The organism is Arthrobacter phoenicis, assembly GCF_047238215.1.
Classification (GTDB): domain Bacteria; phylum Actinomycetota; class Actinomycetes; order Actinomycetales; family Micrococcaceae; genus Arthrobacter.
In genome coordinates this window covers 1,233,547-1,248,408 of record NZ_JBDFMK010000001.1, presented here as the reverse complement: position 1 = coordinate 1,248,408, position 14,862 = coordinate 1,233,547, and the positions used below count along the sequence as shown (strand labels likewise).

Here is a 14,862-nt window from a genome sequence, read left to right as displayed (position 1 = left end):
AGGTCGGACCCGGACATGGGGAATAGCAGGCCGAGCAATGCCGGACCAAAGGCCGGACGCAAGCACCGCCGTCGGGCGAAAGGTTAGTGGAACTGGCCTTCTTCGGTGGATCCCACCAGGGCCAGGGTGGATGCGTTCGGGTTGAGCGCGGTGGCGATGTCGTCGAAGTAGCCGGTGCCGACTTCGCGCTGGTGCTTGGTGGCGGTGTAGCCGCGTGCTTCGGAGGCGAATTCCTTCTCCTGCAGCTCGACGTAGGCGCTCATGCCTTCCCGGGCGTAGCCGTGGGCGAGGTCGAACATCGAGTAGTTCAGGGCGTGGAAGCCGGCCAGGGTGATGAACTGGAAGGTGAAGCCCATGGCGCCGAGTTCGCGCTGGAACTTGGCGATGGTGTCGTCGTCGAGGTGCTTGCGCCAGTTGAACGACGGCGAGCAGTTGTAGGAGAGCATCTGGTCCGGGAACTCGGCCTTGACGGCCTCGGCGAACTTGCGGGCCAGGGCGAGGTCCGGGGTGCCGGTCTCCATCCAGATCAGGTCGGAGTACGGGGCGTAGGCCTTAGCACGGGCGATGCAGGGTTCGATGCCGTTGCGGACCTTGTAGAAGCCCTCGGCGGTGCGAACGGGCTGTCCACCTTCGCGGAGGATGAATTCCTGGTCCCGCTCGTCGACGTCGGAGGTGATCAGGGTGGCTGCCTCGGCGTCGGTGCGGGCGATGACGACGGTGGGGGTGCCGGCGACGTCGGCGGCCAGGCGGGCGGCGTTCAGCGTCCGGACGTGCTGCTGGGTGGGGATGAGGACCTTGCCGCCGAGGTGGCCGCACTTCTTCTCCGAGGCGAGCTGGTCTTCCCAGTGCACACCCGAGGCGCCGGCCTGGATCATGGACTTCATCAGCTCGTAGGCGTTCAGCGGGCCGCCGAAACCAGCCTCGGCGTCGGCAACGATCGGAACCATCCAGTCCTCGACCGTCTGGATGCCCTCGGAGAACTCGATCTGGTCGGCGCGGAGCAGGGCGTTGTTGATGCGGCGGACCACGGTGGGAACCGAGTTGGCCGGGTAGAGCGACTGGTCCGGGTAGGTGTGGCCGGAGTTGTTGGCGTCGGCGGCGACCTGCCAGCCGGAGAGGTAGATGGCTCGGAGGCCGGCCTTGACCTGCTGCACGGCCTGGTTGCCGGTCAGGGCGCCGAGCGCGTTGGTGTACTTGCCTTCCTTGTGCTCCTCGGTGAGCTGCTTCCACAGTTTCTCCGAGCCGCGGCGGGCCAGGGTGTGTTCTTCGGAGACCCGGCCGCGGAGGCGGACGACGTCGGCGGCCGAGTAGTCCCGAGTGACACCTTCCCAGCGCGGGTTGGCAGCCCACTCGAGCTCCAGGGCGGCAGCCTGCTCGGTGGCGGAGTCCTGGGCGGACGGCTGCTGGTTGGGCTCAAATGCTGCGGTCATTACTGATCTCCTTTGATGGCCCGGCCCGGCGGGGCCGCCTCTTCGCGGGAACCCGCCGGATAATCCGGAGCTGTGAAACTTTCTGTGGGATCTACTTTTCTGCAGTTTCAAGAGGCTTTCTAGAAGAAACCTCTGGAAAGAAATGCAGTTCTTCCCGTATTCTCAAAAAATGCATCCGAGCAGCTGGAACCGGCAGACCGCAGCCCCCTCCCTCCCCGCCGAACCTGAGGTGGACGTGATCAGCATGGGCCGCCGGGTCCGGCACCTGCGCAAGGCGGCGGGCCTGACCCTGGACGACCTGAGCGCCGCCGTCGGCACCGCCCCCAGCCAGCTGAGTCTGATCGAAAACGGTAAGCGCGAACCCAAGCTGGGGCTGCTGCAGCACCTGGCCTCGGCGCTGGGCGTCAGCATCGACGAACTGCTCGGCGCGGAGCCGCCCAACCGGCGCGCGGCCCTCGAAATCGAGCTGGAACGCTACCAGCGCAGCCCGCTCTATGAATCCCTGAACCTGCCGAAAATCCGCATCAGCTCGCGGCTGCCGATGGATGTGCTGGAGTCGATGGTGGGCCTGCAGCACGAGCTGGAGCGCCGGCTCAACGAGCAGGTGGCCACCCCCGAGGAGGCCCGCCGGGCCAACGGCGAACTGCGGGCCATGATGCGGGAGCGGAACAACTATTTCCCCGAGTATGAGGCGGAGGCGCAGAAGGTCCTCGCGGCGGTGGGCCACACCTCCGGTCCGCTGTCCCACCACGTCATCGCGGACATCGCAGCGCACCTTGGGTTCAGCCTTCACCACGTGGGCGACCTGCCGCATTCCACCCGGTCCGTGACGGATCTGAAGAACCGCAGAATTTACCTCACGCAGAACGCCCGCAGCGATCACGACCCCCGGTCGGTGCTGCTGCAGGCCCTGGGCCACTACGTCCTGGGCCACCAGACACCCACAAACTACGGTGACTTCCTGATGCAGCGGGTGGCCACGAACTACTTCGCCGCGGCGCTGCTGCTGCCGGAGAAGGCCACGGTGGAGTTCCTGCAGCGGGCCAAGCAGGCCAAGGAAATCGCCGTCGAGGACATCCGGGACGCCTTCGCCGTGTCCTACGAAACGGCCGCGCACCGCTTCACCAACCTCGCCACCGAGCACCTGGACCTGCGCACCCACTTCCAGAAGACCCACAAGAGCGGCATCATCTACAAGGCGTACGAGAACGACGGCGTGACCTTCCCGCAGGACCACACGGGCGCCATCGAGGGTCAGCCGTCCTGCCGGAACTGGACCTCGCGCGTGGTGTTCGACGTCCCGGACAAGTTCAGCGCCTACAACCAGTACACGGACACCCCCGCCGGGACGTACTGGTGCACGGCCCGGACCGAGCGCTCCGCGAACGGTGAGTTCTCGCTCTCCGTGGGGGTGCCGTACGCACAGGTGAAGTGGTTCCGCGGCCGGGACACCACCGAGCGGTCCAAGTCCACCTGCCCGGACGAGAGCTGCTGCAAGCGCCCGCCCGCCGCCCTGGCCTCGGAATGGGCCGGCAACGCCTGGCCCTCGGCCCGGGCCCACTCGCACCTGCTCGCGGCGATGCCGCCCGGAGCCTTCCCCGGCGTGGACGAGACCGAGGTCTACTCCTTCCTCCAGGCCCACTCCGGTTCCTGACCCCTTCTACCGACGCTCCCTCAGGTCTCGTGCGCTATCGCGGGGCGCTCCCTCGGATCCGGGGAAAGGTTTGTCGGAGGGGGCGACTATTGTGGCCAGTGTCAGCTCATCGACTCACACCCCGGGAGCGTGCACTATGGCCAAGGAACTTGCCACCCAGCTTGTCGAACAACTCCAGGCTGCCGGCGTGCAGCGGATTTACGGGATCGTGGGCGACAGCCTGAACCCGATCGTCGACGCCGTGCGGAAGACCGGCGGCGCCGCAAAGGGCGGCATCGACTGGATCCACGTCCGGCACGAGGAGGCCGCCGCGTTCGCCGCCGCGGCCGAGGCCCAGCTGACCGGCAGGCTCGCCGTCTGCGCAGGCTCCTGCGGACCGGGCAACCTGCACCTGATCAACGGCCTGTACGACGCCAACCGCTCTGGCGCTCCCGTGCTTGCCATCGCCTCGCACATCCCGAGCAAGCAGATCGGCAGCAGCTTCTTCCAGGAGACCCACCCGGACCGGCTCTTCAACGAATGCTCGGTCTACTCCGAACTCATCAGCACCGCCGAACAGGCGCCGCGGGTGATGCACAGCGCCATCCAGCACGCCACGGCCCTCCGCGGCGTCGCCGTCGTGACCCTGCCCGGTGACATCGCCGGGCTGGAGGTCGCCGCCGAGACCCCGGCTCCTGCGGCGTTCCGGCCGGCGGTCATGGTCCCGGACCCCGCCAGCGTCCGGGAGCTCGCGGACGCCATCAACGACGCCGGGAAGGTCGCCATCTTCGCAGGGGCCGGCGTCGAGGGCGCGCACGACGAGGTGATCGCCCTCGCGGAACTGGTGAGGGCCCCGATCGGCCACTCGCTGCGCGGCAAGGATTTCATGCAGTACGACAATCCCTACGACATCGGCATGACCGGGCTGCTGGGCTACGGGGCGGCCGCGGAGGGGATCGAGGACGCGGACCTGCTGATCCTGCTGGGCACTGACTTCCCGTACGACCAGTTCCTGCCCGGGACCAGGACGGCGCAGGTGGACCGGGCCGCCGAAAACCTGGGCCGGCGCACCGACGTCGACGTCGCGGTGCACGGCGACGTGCTGCCCACCCTTGCCGCGCTGATGCCCTTGGTCACGCCGAAGAAGAGCCGCCGCTTTCTGGACGCGATGCTGAAGAAGCACGACCGGCTGATGAACAAGGCCGTCGGCGCCTATACGCGCAAGGTCGAGAAAACCCAGCCCATCCACCCCGAATACGCGGCGTCACTGCTGGACCAGATCGCGGCCGAGGACGCCGTCTTCACCGCCGACACCGGCATGTGCAACGTCTGGACCGCCCGTTACATCAACCCGCTGGGCACCCGCCGGCTGATCGGCTCCTACCTGCACGGCTCCATGGCCAACGCGCTGCCGCACGCCATCGGCGCGCAGCTGGCCTACCCCGGCCGCCAGGTCGTCTCGGTCTCCGGCGACGGCGGCCTGTCCATGCTGCTGGGTGAGCTGATCACGGTGGCCGCGCACCGGCTGCCGGTCAATGTGGTGGTCTTCAACAACTCCACCCTGGGCATGGTGAAGCTGGAGATGCTGGTGGACGGCCTGCCCGACTTTGGCGTGGACGTCCCGGACGCCAACTACGCGCAGGTGGCCCGGGCGCTGGGCTTCCACGCCGTCCGGGTCACCGATCCGGCGAAGATCGCCGACGCCTACCGGGAAGCGTTCGCGCACCCCGGCCCGTCGCTGGTGGAGCTGATCACGGACCCGAAGGCACTGTCCATCCCGCCGAAGATCAAGGGCGCGCAGGTGCTGGGTTTCGCCACGGCCATGTCCAAGGTGGTGCTCAACCGCGGCGCGGGCGAGGCCGTGAGCATGGCCCGCAGCAACCTGCGGAACATCCCGCGACGTTAAGGCGGTGGCGGCTTAGCGCGGGCCGCCCTGCCAGAGGGCGTCGAACGGGGCGCCGGAGGCGACCCGGTTGCGGATGCCCGCGGTCACGAAGTCCTTCGCGGCGCGGGCGGCCTCCAGCGGGGCGGCGCCCTTGGCCAGTTCGGCGGTGACCGCGGCGGCCAGGGAGCAGCCGGCACCGGACACGGCGACGTCGCCGACCTTCGGGGCAGAGAGCACCTCGAGGGTCTCGCCATCGTAGAAGACGTCGACGGCGTCGGGACCGGCCAGGCGAACGCCGCCCTTGGCCAGCACGGCAGCGCCGCTGAGTTCGTGGATGCGCACGGCCGCGGCCTTCAGGGATTCGACGTCGGTGATCTCCAGCCCGGAGAGCGACTCGGCCTCGAAGTGGTTCGGCGTGACGAAGGTGGCCAGCGGCAGGATCTGCGCCTTGAGCGCCTGGTCGGTGTCCAGGGCGTGGCCCGGCTCCTGGCCCTTGCAGATGAGCACGGGGTCCAGCACCACATTGCGGAAGGCGCCCTCGGACAGGGCGGTGGCCACCGTGGAGATGGTGTCGGGGCTGCCCAGCATGCCGATCTTGACGGTGTCCAGCACCGACGGCGCGCCGGACCCGGCGCCGTAGGCCGCCGTCGTCGCCTCCAACTGGTCGGCGATGACCTGCTGGTCCACCGGCACGAAGCGGTGGTTCCAGTTGTCCTTCGGGTCGAAGGAGACGATGCAGGTGAGGTTCACGATCCCGAAGACACCGAGTTCCTGGAAGGTCTTCAGGTCCGCCTGCGCGCCGGCGCCACCGGTGGCCTCGGAACCGGCGATGGTCAGGGCGACGGCGGGGGTGGTCTGGGTGTCCACGGCGTTGGAAGTCATGGCTCCATCCTGCCATTGCCTAAAAGTGCTCCGCATTGTGCGCATGACCAATATGAACTAAACGGGAGTGTTCTGGATCACGGGACGTAAGGTGGCGGGCGGCGTTGCTCGCTGGCGGCGCCGAATCCAGGAAGGTTCATCGATGAGCACCCAACCGACCGAAGCGGCCCAGACCCGGAAGGCCGTCGGCAACATCCTCAAAGGCTCCGCGGGCAACCTCGTGGAATGGTACGACGTCTACGTCTACACGGCCTTCGCGGCCTATTTCCAGTCCCACTTCTTCAACTCCAAGGACGACCTTCAGGCCGGGCTCGAGGCCATGGCCGTCTTCTCAACGTCGTTCCTCATGCGCCCCATCGGCGCCTGGTTCTTCGGCCGCTACGCCGACCGCAAGGGCCGCAAGGCGGCGCTGACCCTGAGCGTGACGATGATGTCCGCCGGGTCCTTCGCCATCGCGATCCTGCCCACCCAGCAGGTGATCGGGCTGTGGGCCATGATCCTGCTGGTCCTGATCCGCGTCCTCCAGGGCTTCTCCGTCGGCGGCGAATACGGCACCAGCGCCACCTACATGTCCGAGGCCGCCACCACCAAGCGCCGCGGCTTCTTCTCCAGCTTCCAGTACGTCACGCTGATTGGCGGCCAGATGCTGGCCCTGCTGGTCCTGGTGGTGCTGCAGAACGTCATGCCCAAGGCCGATCTCGGCGAGTGGGGCTGGCGGATTCCGTTCGCGATCGGCGGCGTCGCGGCCCTGGTGGTGCTGTGGCTGCGCCGTTCCATGGAGGAAACCGTCTCCGAGGAGCAGATCAAGGCCGCCAAGGTCCCCGCCGTTCCGGGCCAGGCCCAGCCGGGCACCATGAAGCTGCTGTTCACCAGCTACTGGAAGCCGCTGCTGGTCTGCATCGGCATCACCCTCGGCGGCACGGTGGCGTTCTACACCTACACAAACTTCATCCTGAAGTTCATGAACGACACCTCCGGCATCGCCAAGACCGACACCTCGGTGATCAACTTCTGGGCTCTGTTCATCTTCATGCTGCTCCAGCCGGTCTACGGCATCATCTCGGACAAGGTGGGCCGCAAGCCGCTCCTGCTCTGGTTCGGCATCACCGGCGTGCTCTTCACCTGGCCGCTGCTCTCCACCCTCGCGGGCACCAAGAACCCGTTCACGGCCTTCCTGCTGATGATGGGCGGCCTGCTGATCGTCGGCGGCTACACCTCCATCAACGCCCTGGTGAAGGCCGAGCTGTTCCCAGCGTCGATCCGCGCCCTCGGCGTCGGCCTGGGATACGCGATCGCCAACTCGCTCTTCGGCGGCACCGTCCCGCTGATCGGCGCGGCGCTGCAGAAGGAAGGCCGGGAAGACCTGTTCTTCACCTACGTCACGGTGGCCATCGCGATCTCGCTGCTGGTCTACATCTTCGCGCTGAAGAACAAGAAGTCCACGCACCTGGACCACGAACAGGGCCACGCCTGGGACCAGCCGGCTACCGTGGGCGCGGGCGCGGGCGTTGCCGCCTCGCCGGAGCGGGACGACGACGGCGTGCTGGACACCCCGCGGCGGTAGTAGTCGAAGCGGGCGGGCGTGCGGATGGCGGTTCACCCCGGCTGAGAGTTGGGTAAGTACGACGACGGCGCGGAGCCGGCTACGGGATCAGACCCCAGGAGCCGGCGCCGCGCCGTCGTCGTTCCTAATGCGGACCAGGCGCCAGACACTGAACCGGCCCAGGCCCGCTGCGGGAACCATGGCCATGAAGCCCAGCAGCGTGGGCGGTTCATCGTAGACCCAGAAGGGCATTGCGATGATTCCGCCGAGCAAGGCGAAGGCGCCCACATGCCACCACTGGTTCCGCACCGGCCGGAGCGCGGCGGCCAAGGGCAGGCCGAGCGCCCACCCGATGACGGCGGCTGGAATAGCCCCAAACATGAGTGCCGCTAGGAAGAGGGACCCGGCATCGAGTGCTGACGGCGGCAGGAACAGGGTTTGCAGGCTGAGGAACAGGCAAAAGCTGACGTGGGTGACCAGAATCCCGACCCAGATGGCACTCGGGACCAATTCCACTCGGATCGGGCGTTTCATCTCCGACGCCCGCGGCTGGCGATCAGCGCCGTGTCGAGCGTTGGGTAGCGGTAGGTGAAACCCGCGTCGAGGAGTTTGCGGGGCTCGACCCACCGGCTTTTCAGGACCAGTTCGGTTTCGGTGCGGATGATGATTGCCCCAATCTTCAGCAACCAGGCGGGCGTAGGCAGCCCCAGCGGCACCCTGTAGATGCGGCGCACAGAACGCATCAGCTCGCGGTTGCTGACCGCTTCGGGGGTGGCGACATTGACCGGGCTGTCCAGCTCCGTTCGGCTGTGGAGGAAGCGGATGGTCCGGTACAGGTCTTCGACGTGGATCCAGCTGAACTTCTGGGTACCGGGGCCCATGCGGCCGCCGAGACCCAGCCGGGCCAGGGCGGCAAGGGGCCGCATCACGCCGCCACCGGGGCCAAGGACGATCGCGATCCGCAGCGCCACCTTCCGGGTTACCGGTGTAGGGGCTTCCGCCAGTGCCGCTTCCCAGGCACGGGCCACGTCGACGGAAAATCCCTCGCCGAGGTCGCCGTCGTCTTCGGTTTGTGGCCGGTCCCGGGCGTCGCGGTAGATGGTGCCGGTACTGGCGTTGAGCCAGGTCGGCGGGGGAGCGGAACACCGGGAAAGTGCTGTTCCCAAAACACGCGTCGTGGAGACCCGGGACTCCAGGATCTCGGCCCGGTTGCGCCGGTTGTAGCGGCAGTTCACCGTGCGGCCGGCGAGGTTGACCAGCAGGTCCGCCCCCTCGAGAGCCGCCGTGATGGCGGCCTCGTCGCTCCACGTCGCCGACGCGAGCGGGGACCGGCCTATGGTCCTGACCTTCCACCCGTCTTCTGCGAAGCGGCGGGAGAGGTGCTTCCCAATAAAGCCGGATGCCCCGGCGATGACTACTGTCTTGTTCTCCATGAATCCCCCAATTCGATGATGGTGCGTCAGTCGGTGCGGAGTGTGCTGGCCAGGCCGGTCGCATCGTCCAGGATTTTTCCCACTCCGGGGATTCGGGCCAGGGACACCCCGCGGGCTACCAGCGGGGCGATGCCGTCCACCAGAATCCGGGTCCGGCGTTGGTCCTTCGAGGTGTCGTAGACCCAGAACAAGGTGACTCCCATGTAGGCCAGCCAGAGCAGGCCGGGCAGTTCGGAGCGAAGACGCCGCGGTGGTGCAGGTGCGGCTCCTTCGACGACGTTCACGAAGATCTGTTGCGCGGCCTTTCGAGCGTCGGACGAGGCCGGGTTGAAGGGGTTGGTCGGGGACGTGGGGCGGATTGCGGTGGCGATGAATTCGGCGCCGAAGCGATGGTAGGGCGCCATGGTGTCGATCCCGGCGTGCATTGTCGCCTTGAGCCGGCCGCTGAGGTCGTGGATACCTTCGAGGGCCTCCGCTGCACGGGGGGCGTGGTCGGATTGGATCTGTTGGTAGAGCTCCTGGACGAGCTCATCCTTGGAGGCGAAGTAGTAGTACGCGTTTCCGACCGAGACCCCGGCTTCGGCGGCGATTGCCCGCATGGTGGTCTGCTCGAAACCGATGTCGCGGAACATTCGTAGCGCGGTTTCGGCCACCCGTTGCCTGGTCTGTTCGCTCTTCGCCGCCATGCTTCCCCATTTCTGAACGTGTTCAAAAAGTATTGCACGGAATTTGAACGTGTTCAATAAGTGCAGCTCTTCGCCATTTCGACGGTCAGCTGCCCGACCGACGGGCGGAAGCGTCTATCCGGCACGGAATCGTCGAAGCGGGTTCGGGTCACCGTCCCCGGCCTTGCCGAGAGCGCGCAGGACCCGGTATTTGAATTCCACCTCGTTGAAGAGGTCCTTCCACTCGATTCTCAGGAAGGTCCAGCCCTGCTCCATCAGGGCCTTCTCGCGCCGCCGCTCGGCAAAGACGGCGTCCGCCACCGGACCGTAATCGAAGTACTTGGCCCGCCCGTCAAACTCCAGAGCCACCCGGAGCTCCGGCCAGGCAAAGTCCATCCGGTGCTCGCCCAGCGGCGTGCGGACTACATATTGCAGCTCGGGCGGATCGATCCCCAACCGGTCGAGCAACTCCCGGGTCAGGCTTTCGCCGGCCGACTCGGCCCTCGGGTCAGCCAATTCCAGGGCGCGGCGCAGTGCCAGCACGCCGTTTCGCCCGGCGAGCCCTGCACACATGGCCTGCAGCAGGTCCATGTCGGCGCCAAGGCGTGCGGCGTGGTCGACCAGGATGACGGACTGCTGCACGGAGAACATCCGGCAACAGTCCACCACCGTGCGTTCCAGCGACGTACAGGGCAATCCCGCCACGAAACACAGATCGCCGCTCGCCAGGGCTCGGGTATGGGCGGCGACGTCGCGCCCATGGGAGACCGGGGACGGTGTGCCCGCCTGGGTGAGATGGACCCGCTGCTCGGCCTTCCACAGGTTCAGGCCGTGGAGGGCGGCAGCGGACAGGTGGCTGTAGGCGAAGCCACCGGCCGACGTCGTCAGTGTCCCCAACGCGTGCGCGAAGACCAGTTGACGACGCCGGGCGCTGACGTCGAGGGTCCGCCACCACTCGCCACGGGCGTAGCAGCCGCGGCGCACCCGGACGAGACCGCCATACTGCACTAGCCAGGCGATGCTGCGGGCCGTGAATCCGGCGGCAAGGAGCTGGTCTGTGCGCCACAGGTCCGGTGTTGGCGGAAGTATTGGGGCCATGCCACCAGCTTCGGGGCGGCATCCGGGGTCAGCCAGGGCAGTACGTGGCTATGTGGATACCCGCCGCTTCGACGGTGCCCTGCCGGGTAGACGTTCACCAGCGTCTATGTGGCAGGGAACCGTCGAAACGGGCGGGCGGGGAAGGCGGGGGAAGGGAAGGGGACGAGGTCCGGAGGGCCCCGGGTCCTGTTCCTAGCCCTTGAGGGTCGAGTCCAGCAGCTCCCGGAGTTCGCGGAAGTGCCGCTCGGTGGCTTCCGGGTGGAAGGCCGAGGTGTCCGCCATCGAGTAGCCATGCGGGGCGCCCTCGTAGATTTTGTTGCTGGCGGTCAGGCCGGCGGCGTTCAGCGCCTCACCCAGTCGGGCGACGGCGTCGGTGTCCATGCTCCGGTCCTTGTCCGCGTGGCCGAAGACGAAGGTGGCCCGCGCGTGCTCCAGGCCCAGGTGCGGGCTGTCCGGCTCGTCCGTGGCGAGGCCGCCGCCGTGGAAGCCGCCGCAGGCCGCGACCTGGTCCGGGTGGGCGTTGGCCGTGCGGACCGCGAGGCGGGCACCCATGCAGTAGCCGGTGACGCCGATCGGTCCCTCGGAGACGCCGTCGAGCTCGCGAAGATCGCGGACCCAGGCGTCGATGTCCGGGACGGCCTTGTCGCTGGTGAGGCGGCCGACGCGCGGGAACGCGGCGGCGCCGGCGGCCTCGCGGCCCTCAGGGGTGCTCATGTCGCCGGCCGGGGCCAGCTCCGTGGCCGTGCCTTCGCGGTAGAAGACGTTCGGGGCCAGGACAACGTAGCCCCAGTCGGCGATCCGCTGCGCCATCTCCTGGATGCGCGGGCGGAGGCCGAAGGCGTCCATGTAGAAGATGACGCCCGGGAACGGGCCCTCACCGGTGGTGGGGCGGGCGACGATGGCCTCTGCTGTGCCGTCTGCGGCAGGAATCTCGATGAACATCGGGTCAGCCTACCCGACGGGCCTAGGAGTAGTACCGGCGCAGGGTCTCCGCCTTGAACTCGAAGAAGCTGCCGTCCTCGATGGCGAGCCGGGCGTCGTCGACCATCTTCACCACGAAGCGCTCGTTGTGGATCGAGATCAGCGTGGCGGAGAGCATCTCCTTGGACTTGAACAGGTGGTGGATGTAGGCCCGGGAGTAGTTCTGGCAGGCGTAGCAGTCGCAGCCCTCCTGCAACGGCCCGAAGTCGCGCTTGTACTTGGCGCCGGAGAGGTTGAACCGACCGTCCGGGTGGTAGAACGCGGAATTGCGGGCCACCCGGGTGGGGGAGACGCAGTCGAAGGTGTCCACGCCGTTTTCGATCGCCGTGAAGATGTCGTCCGGCTCGGAGATGCCCAGCAGGTGCCTGGGCTTGTCCTCCGGCAGTTCCTCGTTGCACCAGCGCACGATCGTGCCCAGGTTCTCCTTCTCCAGTGCGCCGCCGATGCCGAAGCCGTCGAAGTTCATCGCGCCGAGTTCCCGGCAGGCCTTGCGGCGCAGGTCCTCGTACTGGGCGCCCTGGATGACGCCGAACAAGGCCTGGTACGGCTTGCCGGTGCGTTCTTCGGTGAGCCGGAAATGCTCGGTGATGCAGCGTTCGGCCCAGCGGCGGGTGCGCTCCAGGGATTCCTCCTGGTAGCCGCGGGAGTTCTGCAGGGTGGTCAGCTCGTCGAAGGCGAACATGATGTCCGCGCCGATCTGGTGCTGGACGTTCATGGAGATCTCGGGGCTGAACCGGTGCTTGTCGCCGTTGAGGTGGCTCTTGAACCACACGCCGTCCTCGTCCACGTGGGCCAGGCGTTCCTTGCCGGGGGCGACGGCGTCGTCCGGACCGGACGAATCGACTGATTTCATGTCGATGACCTTCTTGAAACCGGAACCCAGGCTCATCACCTGGAATCCGCCGGAGTCCGTGAACGTGGGCCCCTGCCAGTTCATGAAGGCACCCAGCCCGCCGGCCTCGTCGAGGATGTCTGCGCCGGGCTGAAGGTAGAGGTGGTAGGCGTTGGCGAGGACGGCCTGCGCGCCGAGGTCCGCGACAGCTTCGGGCAGCACGGCCTTGACCGTGGCCTTGGTGCCGACGGCGATGAACGCGGGCGTCTGGATCTCGCCGTGTGGGGTGCTGATGGTGCCGGTGCGGCCCAGGAACTCCCCGCCGTTCTCCGCCACTTGCTCCGGCGACGGCGAGCAGGTCTCGCTCAGGCGCTTGCCCACCCGGAAGGAGAAGTCGGACTGCTTGGCGGGCAGGGCGGAGGAGGGGGTGGTTTCAGGATTCGCAGGCACCGTTCAAGTGTGCCAGTTGCCGCGCCGAAGCCCCACCTCAGGGAGGGGCGCCCCAAGTGGGTCGCCGCAGGTGGCCGCTCCGGCTGCGCCGCCTCGGCTGCCCCGCCTCAGGCGACGGGGTCGGTGGAGGGGTAGTTCGCCGCGCGCCAGGAATCCCAGGCGGCGCGGATCTCCTCGAGCCGGTGCGCGCCGAGCCCGTAGGTGGACACGATCACCAGGGACCCGCCGTCGGGCCGGAGCTCGGGGATGGCGGGCTGGTCGGCGATGATCACCAGGCCCTCGCCGTGCTCGGCGTAGCCCTGGACCGTCAGGCCCATCTGGTGGTTGCTGCGGAACCAGACCTTGCCGGAAACCGCCTCCCCAGTGGCCAGGGTCAGGGAGTAGGGCTCGCCGGCGGCCGGGACATCGCCCGCACCGAGCTTGTCGATGCCGGAACCCGCGGTGCCGGGGACGGCGAAGAACAGCGTCTTCCGGTGGTCGTTGGGGTGGCGTTCCAGGGCGAAACGGAGCTGGTGCAGGAAGGTCAGCCAGCCCTGGGTGATGTCCTCGTCCCAGGCCGCCCACTCGGAGTTGTGGTCCACGGCGGCGCGGGTGATGCTGACCTCGGTGCCGCCGGGGACGGGTTTGAGCGTGAAGATGTCACCGCCGTCGACCACCAGGGAGGTGTGGTCCGCGCTTTCGATGACCTTGGGGCCGAAGTAGATCGCGTTGATCTCCGCCGCCTGGTCCTCGGCCTCCCAGCCGTGCCACTGGGCCACCTTCGCGGGTTCCCGCAGCATGGTCCAGACCTGCTGCGCGTCGGCGTTGATCACCACGGACAGATTGTTCGTCATGGGCCCGAATGTACTCCGACCCCCTGCCCGCGGGTAGGGCCGGGCCGGACGGAGTGCCGGTGATCAGCCGCGGACGAAATCCAGTTCGTTGGTGATCCGGCGTTCCAGTTCGGCGCCGCCGATGGTCTGCGATCCGCCGTGGGCGCGCAGGAACAGCAGGGCCTCGAGCCGCAGCAGCCGCCATTCCCGCTCGGCGTCCCGGTTGGAGTTGTCGATGGCGCGGAAGATTTCCTTGTCGTACAGGTTCGGCTCGTTCAGCGACCGCTGCCGGACCTTGGCATTGATCCGGGCCTTGAACGGGTCCGTTTCCATGGCGTCCGGGGCTCGGAGGAACTTCTCGTAGACGGCGGCGCGTTCGTCGTCGCCGCGCTGCCGGCAGATGTAGCTGGCCAGCGCCAGGGCGGCCTCCACGGAGGCCCAGCGGCCCGGGTTGCCGTCGAACGGCAGCACGGTGAGCAGGTCGGCGACGGCCAGGGCGTGCTCGGCGTCGCCGAGGACCACGAAGAGTTCGTGGGCCAGGTCGCTGAGGTCCTTGAGGCAGCTGCCGGACTTGGTGTTGATGCCCTTGGCCAGCCGGTCGCTGAGCAGCAGCACCCCGGCATCCTTGGGGTGCGCCTCGGCGGCGGCCTCCACGACGGACTCGGGCGTGCCCTCGGCGGTGGGGATGAGGGCCAGGTCCGCTTCGCTGGGGCCGACGACGGCCGGCGGCGAGGCGGGCGGCGGGGGCACGACGACGACGGCGGGCAGGGACTCGCCGCCGTCGTCCTGCGCGGGGGCACCGGCGTCGTCGTTTGTAGTGCCGGACTCCTCCGCATCGGGCGCTGAAGGAACGTCGGCGGGGGACTCACTGGCCGAGGCCGTGGACACTCCCGCGGATTCCGGCGCGGACGCCGGTTCCTGGATCAGCACCGTGGACCCGGCCGCGATGCGGAGTACGCCGCCGCCGGTCAGGGTGGCCCGCACCAGGGCGGGGGTGCCGAAGTCGTCGTTATCGACGGCGACGCTGGCGATTTCGGCGGTGCGCGTCGCGTCGGGCAGGAGCAGCAGATCCCCGGTCCGCAGAGATCCCGCCTGCCGTTCTCCATAGTTCACGGAAGTTGTGGGGTGGGTCATCTGGAGTCCTCAAATTCTTTTCGGTCCGCCCACCAGTCTACAAAGACCGGCGCGCCGGATCGGGGACGCGGGACGGCTGGGCCC

The 14,862-nt window shown here is 67.9% G+C and carries 13 protein-coding genes; 3 read left to right on the top strand and 10 right to left on the bottom strand.

The features are described 5' to 3' along the window. Positions 1 to 83 precede the first annotated feature (83 nt). On the bottom strand, positions 84 to 1,430 hold the full coding sequence (gene aceA / locus ABC337_RS05700; RefSeq protein WP_412884797.1) for an isocitrate lyase: 1,347 nt from the start codon (positions 1,428 to 1,430) through the stop codon (positions 84 to 86). Between the two features lie 142 nt (positions 1,431 to 1,572). Between aceA and ABC337_RS05695 the strand changes: the two genes are divergently transcribed. Together ABC337_RS05695 and ABC337_RS05690 are read left to right on the top strand one after the other, a co-directional pair. Beyond that, positions 1,573 to 3,084, top strand: coding sequence for a helix-turn-helix domain-containing protein (locus ABC337_RS05695; RefSeq protein WP_412884798.1), 1,512 nt, complete (start codon positions 1,573 to 1,575; stop codon positions 3,082 to 3,084). Between the two features lie 136 nt (positions 3,085 to 3,220). After that, positions 3,221 to 4,969: a pyruvate dehydrogenase gene (locus tag ABC337_RS05690; RefSeq protein WP_412884799.1), complete on the top strand. Its 1,749-nt coding sequence runs from the start codon at positions 3,221 to 3,223 to the stop codon at positions 4,967 to 4,969. 12 nt (positions 4,970 to 4,981) lie between these two features. Here ABC337_RS05690 and ABC337_RS05685 read toward each other — a convergent pair whose 3' ends face one another. Further along, positions 4,982 to 5,830 carry a hydroxymethylpyrimidine/phosphomethylpyrimidine kinase gene (locus ABC337_RS05685; RefSeq protein ID WP_364136458.1) on the bottom strand — a complete coding sequence of 283 codons (849 nt, stop codon included), beginning with the start codon at positions 5,828 to 5,830 and terminating at the stop codon, positions 4,982 to 4,984. Between the two features lie 142 nt (positions 5,831 to 5,972). Between ABC337_RS05685 and ABC337_RS05680 the strand changes: the two genes are divergently transcribed. Further along, positions 5,973 to 7,394 carry an MFS transporter gene (locus tag ABC337_RS05680; RefSeq protein ID WP_412884800.1) on the top strand — a complete coding sequence of 474 codons (1,422 nt, stop codon included), beginning with the start codon at positions 5,973 to 5,975 and terminating at the stop codon, positions 7,392 to 7,394. Between the two features lie 87 nt (positions 7,395 to 7,481). On the opposite strand, the gene ABC337_RS05675 is transcribed toward ABC337_RS05680, so the two are convergent. The 8 genes from ABC337_RS05675 to ABC337_RS05640 all read right to left on the bottom strand — a co-directional run bounded on the left by ABC337_RS05675 (position 7,482) and on the right by ABC337_RS05640 (position 14,778). Continuing rightward, positions 7,482 to 7,907, bottom strand: a complete 426-nt coding sequence (locus ABC337_RS05675) for a hypothetical protein (RefSeq protein ID WP_412884801.1) — start codon at positions 7,905 to 7,907, stop codon at positions 7,482 to 7,484. Next, positions 7,904 to 8,806 (bottom strand): TIGR01777 family oxidoreductase, encoded by a 903-nt coding sequence (locus ABC337_RS05670; RefSeq protein ID WP_412884802.1) that lies wholly within the window; start codon positions 8,804 to 8,806, stop codon positions 7,904 to 7,906. The genes ABC337_RS05675 and ABC337_RS05670 overlap by 4 nt, the downstream gene beginning before the upstream one ends. Before the next feature lie 26 nt (positions 8,807 to 8,832). Continuing rightward, the gene (locus ABC337_RS05665) at positions 8,833 to 9,492 is read right to left on the bottom strand and encodes a TetR/AcrR family transcriptional regulator (RefSeq protein WP_412884803.1); all 660 of its coding nucleotides are present in this window, start codon (positions 9,490 to 9,492) and stop codon (positions 8,833 to 8,835) included. A 114-nt stretch (positions 9,493 to 9,606) separates the two neighbouring features. Continuing rightward, positions 9,607 to 10,569 (bottom strand): hypothetical protein, encoded by a 963-nt coding sequence (locus ABC337_RS05660; RefSeq protein ID WP_412884804.1) that lies wholly within the window; start codon positions 10,567 to 10,569, stop codon positions 9,607 to 9,609. A 192-nt stretch (positions 10,570 to 10,761) separates the two neighbouring features. Continuing rightward, positions 10,762 to 11,511 carry a dienelactone hydrolase family protein gene (locus ABC337_RS05655; RefSeq protein ID WP_412884805.1) on the bottom strand — a complete coding sequence of 250 codons (750 nt, stop codon included), beginning with the start codon at positions 11,509 to 11,511 and terminating at the stop codon, positions 10,762 to 10,764. Positions 11,512 to 11,533: 22 nt separating this feature from the next. Next, positions 11,534 to 12,832 carry a tRNA guanosine(34) transglycosylase Tgt gene (tgt, locus tag ABC337_RS05650; RefSeq protein WP_412884806.1) on the bottom strand — a complete coding sequence of 433 codons (1,299 nt, stop codon included), beginning with the start codon at positions 12,830 to 12,832 and terminating at the stop codon, positions 11,534 to 11,536. A gap of 107 nt (positions 12,833 to 12,939) precedes the next feature. Then, complete coding sequence (locus ABC337_RS05645) at positions 12,940 to 13,665, bottom strand: SRPBCC family protein (protein WP_412884807.1); 726 nt, start codon at positions 13,663 to 13,665, stop codon at positions 12,940 to 12,942. 63 nt (positions 13,666 to 13,728) lie between these two features. Beyond that, positions 13,729 to 14,778: a DUF6707 family protein gene (locus tag ABC337_RS05640; RefSeq protein ID WP_412884808.1), complete on the bottom strand. Its 1,050-nt coding sequence runs from the start codon at positions 14,776 to 14,778 to the stop codon at positions 13,729 to 13,731. Between the last annotated feature and the right edge of the window lie 84 nt (positions 14,779 to 14,862).

Coding starts and splice junctions, on each gene's coding strand:
- aceA (WP_412884797.1), bottom strand. CDS start 1,430: ATGACCGCAGCATTTGAGCCCAACCAGCAGCCGTCCGCCCAGGACTCC.
- ABC337_RS05695 (WP_412884798.1), top strand. CDS start 1,573: ATGCAGTTCTTCCCGTATTCTCAAAAAATGCATCCGAGCAGCTGGAAC.
- ABC337_RS05690 (WP_412884799.1), top strand. CDS start 3,221: ATGGCCAAGGAACTTGCCACCCAGCTTGTCGAACAACTCCAGGCTGCC.
- ABC337_RS05685 (WP_364136458.1), bottom strand. CDS start 5,830: ATGACTTCCAACGCCGTGGACACCCAGACCACCCCCGCCGTCGCCCTG.
- ABC337_RS05680 (WP_412884800.1), top strand. CDS start 5,973: ATGAGCACCCAACCGACCGAAGCGGCCCAGACCCGGAAGGCCGTCGGC.
- ABC337_RS05675 (WP_412884801.1), bottom strand. CDS start 7,907: ATGAAACGCCCGATCCGAGTGGAATTGGTCCCGAGTGCCATCTGGGTC.
- ABC337_RS05670 (WP_412884802.1), bottom strand. CDS start 8,806: ATGGAGAACAAGACAGTAGTCATCGCCGGGGCATCCGGCTTTATTGGG.
- ABC337_RS05665 (WP_412884803.1), bottom strand. CDS start 9,492: ATGGCGGCGAAGAGCGAACAGACCAGGCAACGGGTGGCCGAAACCGCG.
- ABC337_RS05660 (WP_412884804.1), bottom strand. CDS start 10,569: ATGGCCCCAATACTTCCGCCAACACCGGACCTGTGGCGCACAGACCAG.
- ABC337_RS05655 (WP_412884805.1), bottom strand. CDS start 11,511: ATGTTCATCGAGATTCCTGCCGCAGACGGCACAGCAGAGGCCATCGTC.
- ABC337_RS05645 (WP_412884807.1), bottom strand. CDS start 13,665: ATGACGAACAATCTGTCCGTGGTGATCAACGCCGACGCGCAGCAGGTC.
- ABC337_RS05640 (WP_412884808.1), bottom strand. CDS start 14,778: ATGACCCACCCCACAACTTCCGTGAACTATGGAGAACGGCAGGCGGGA.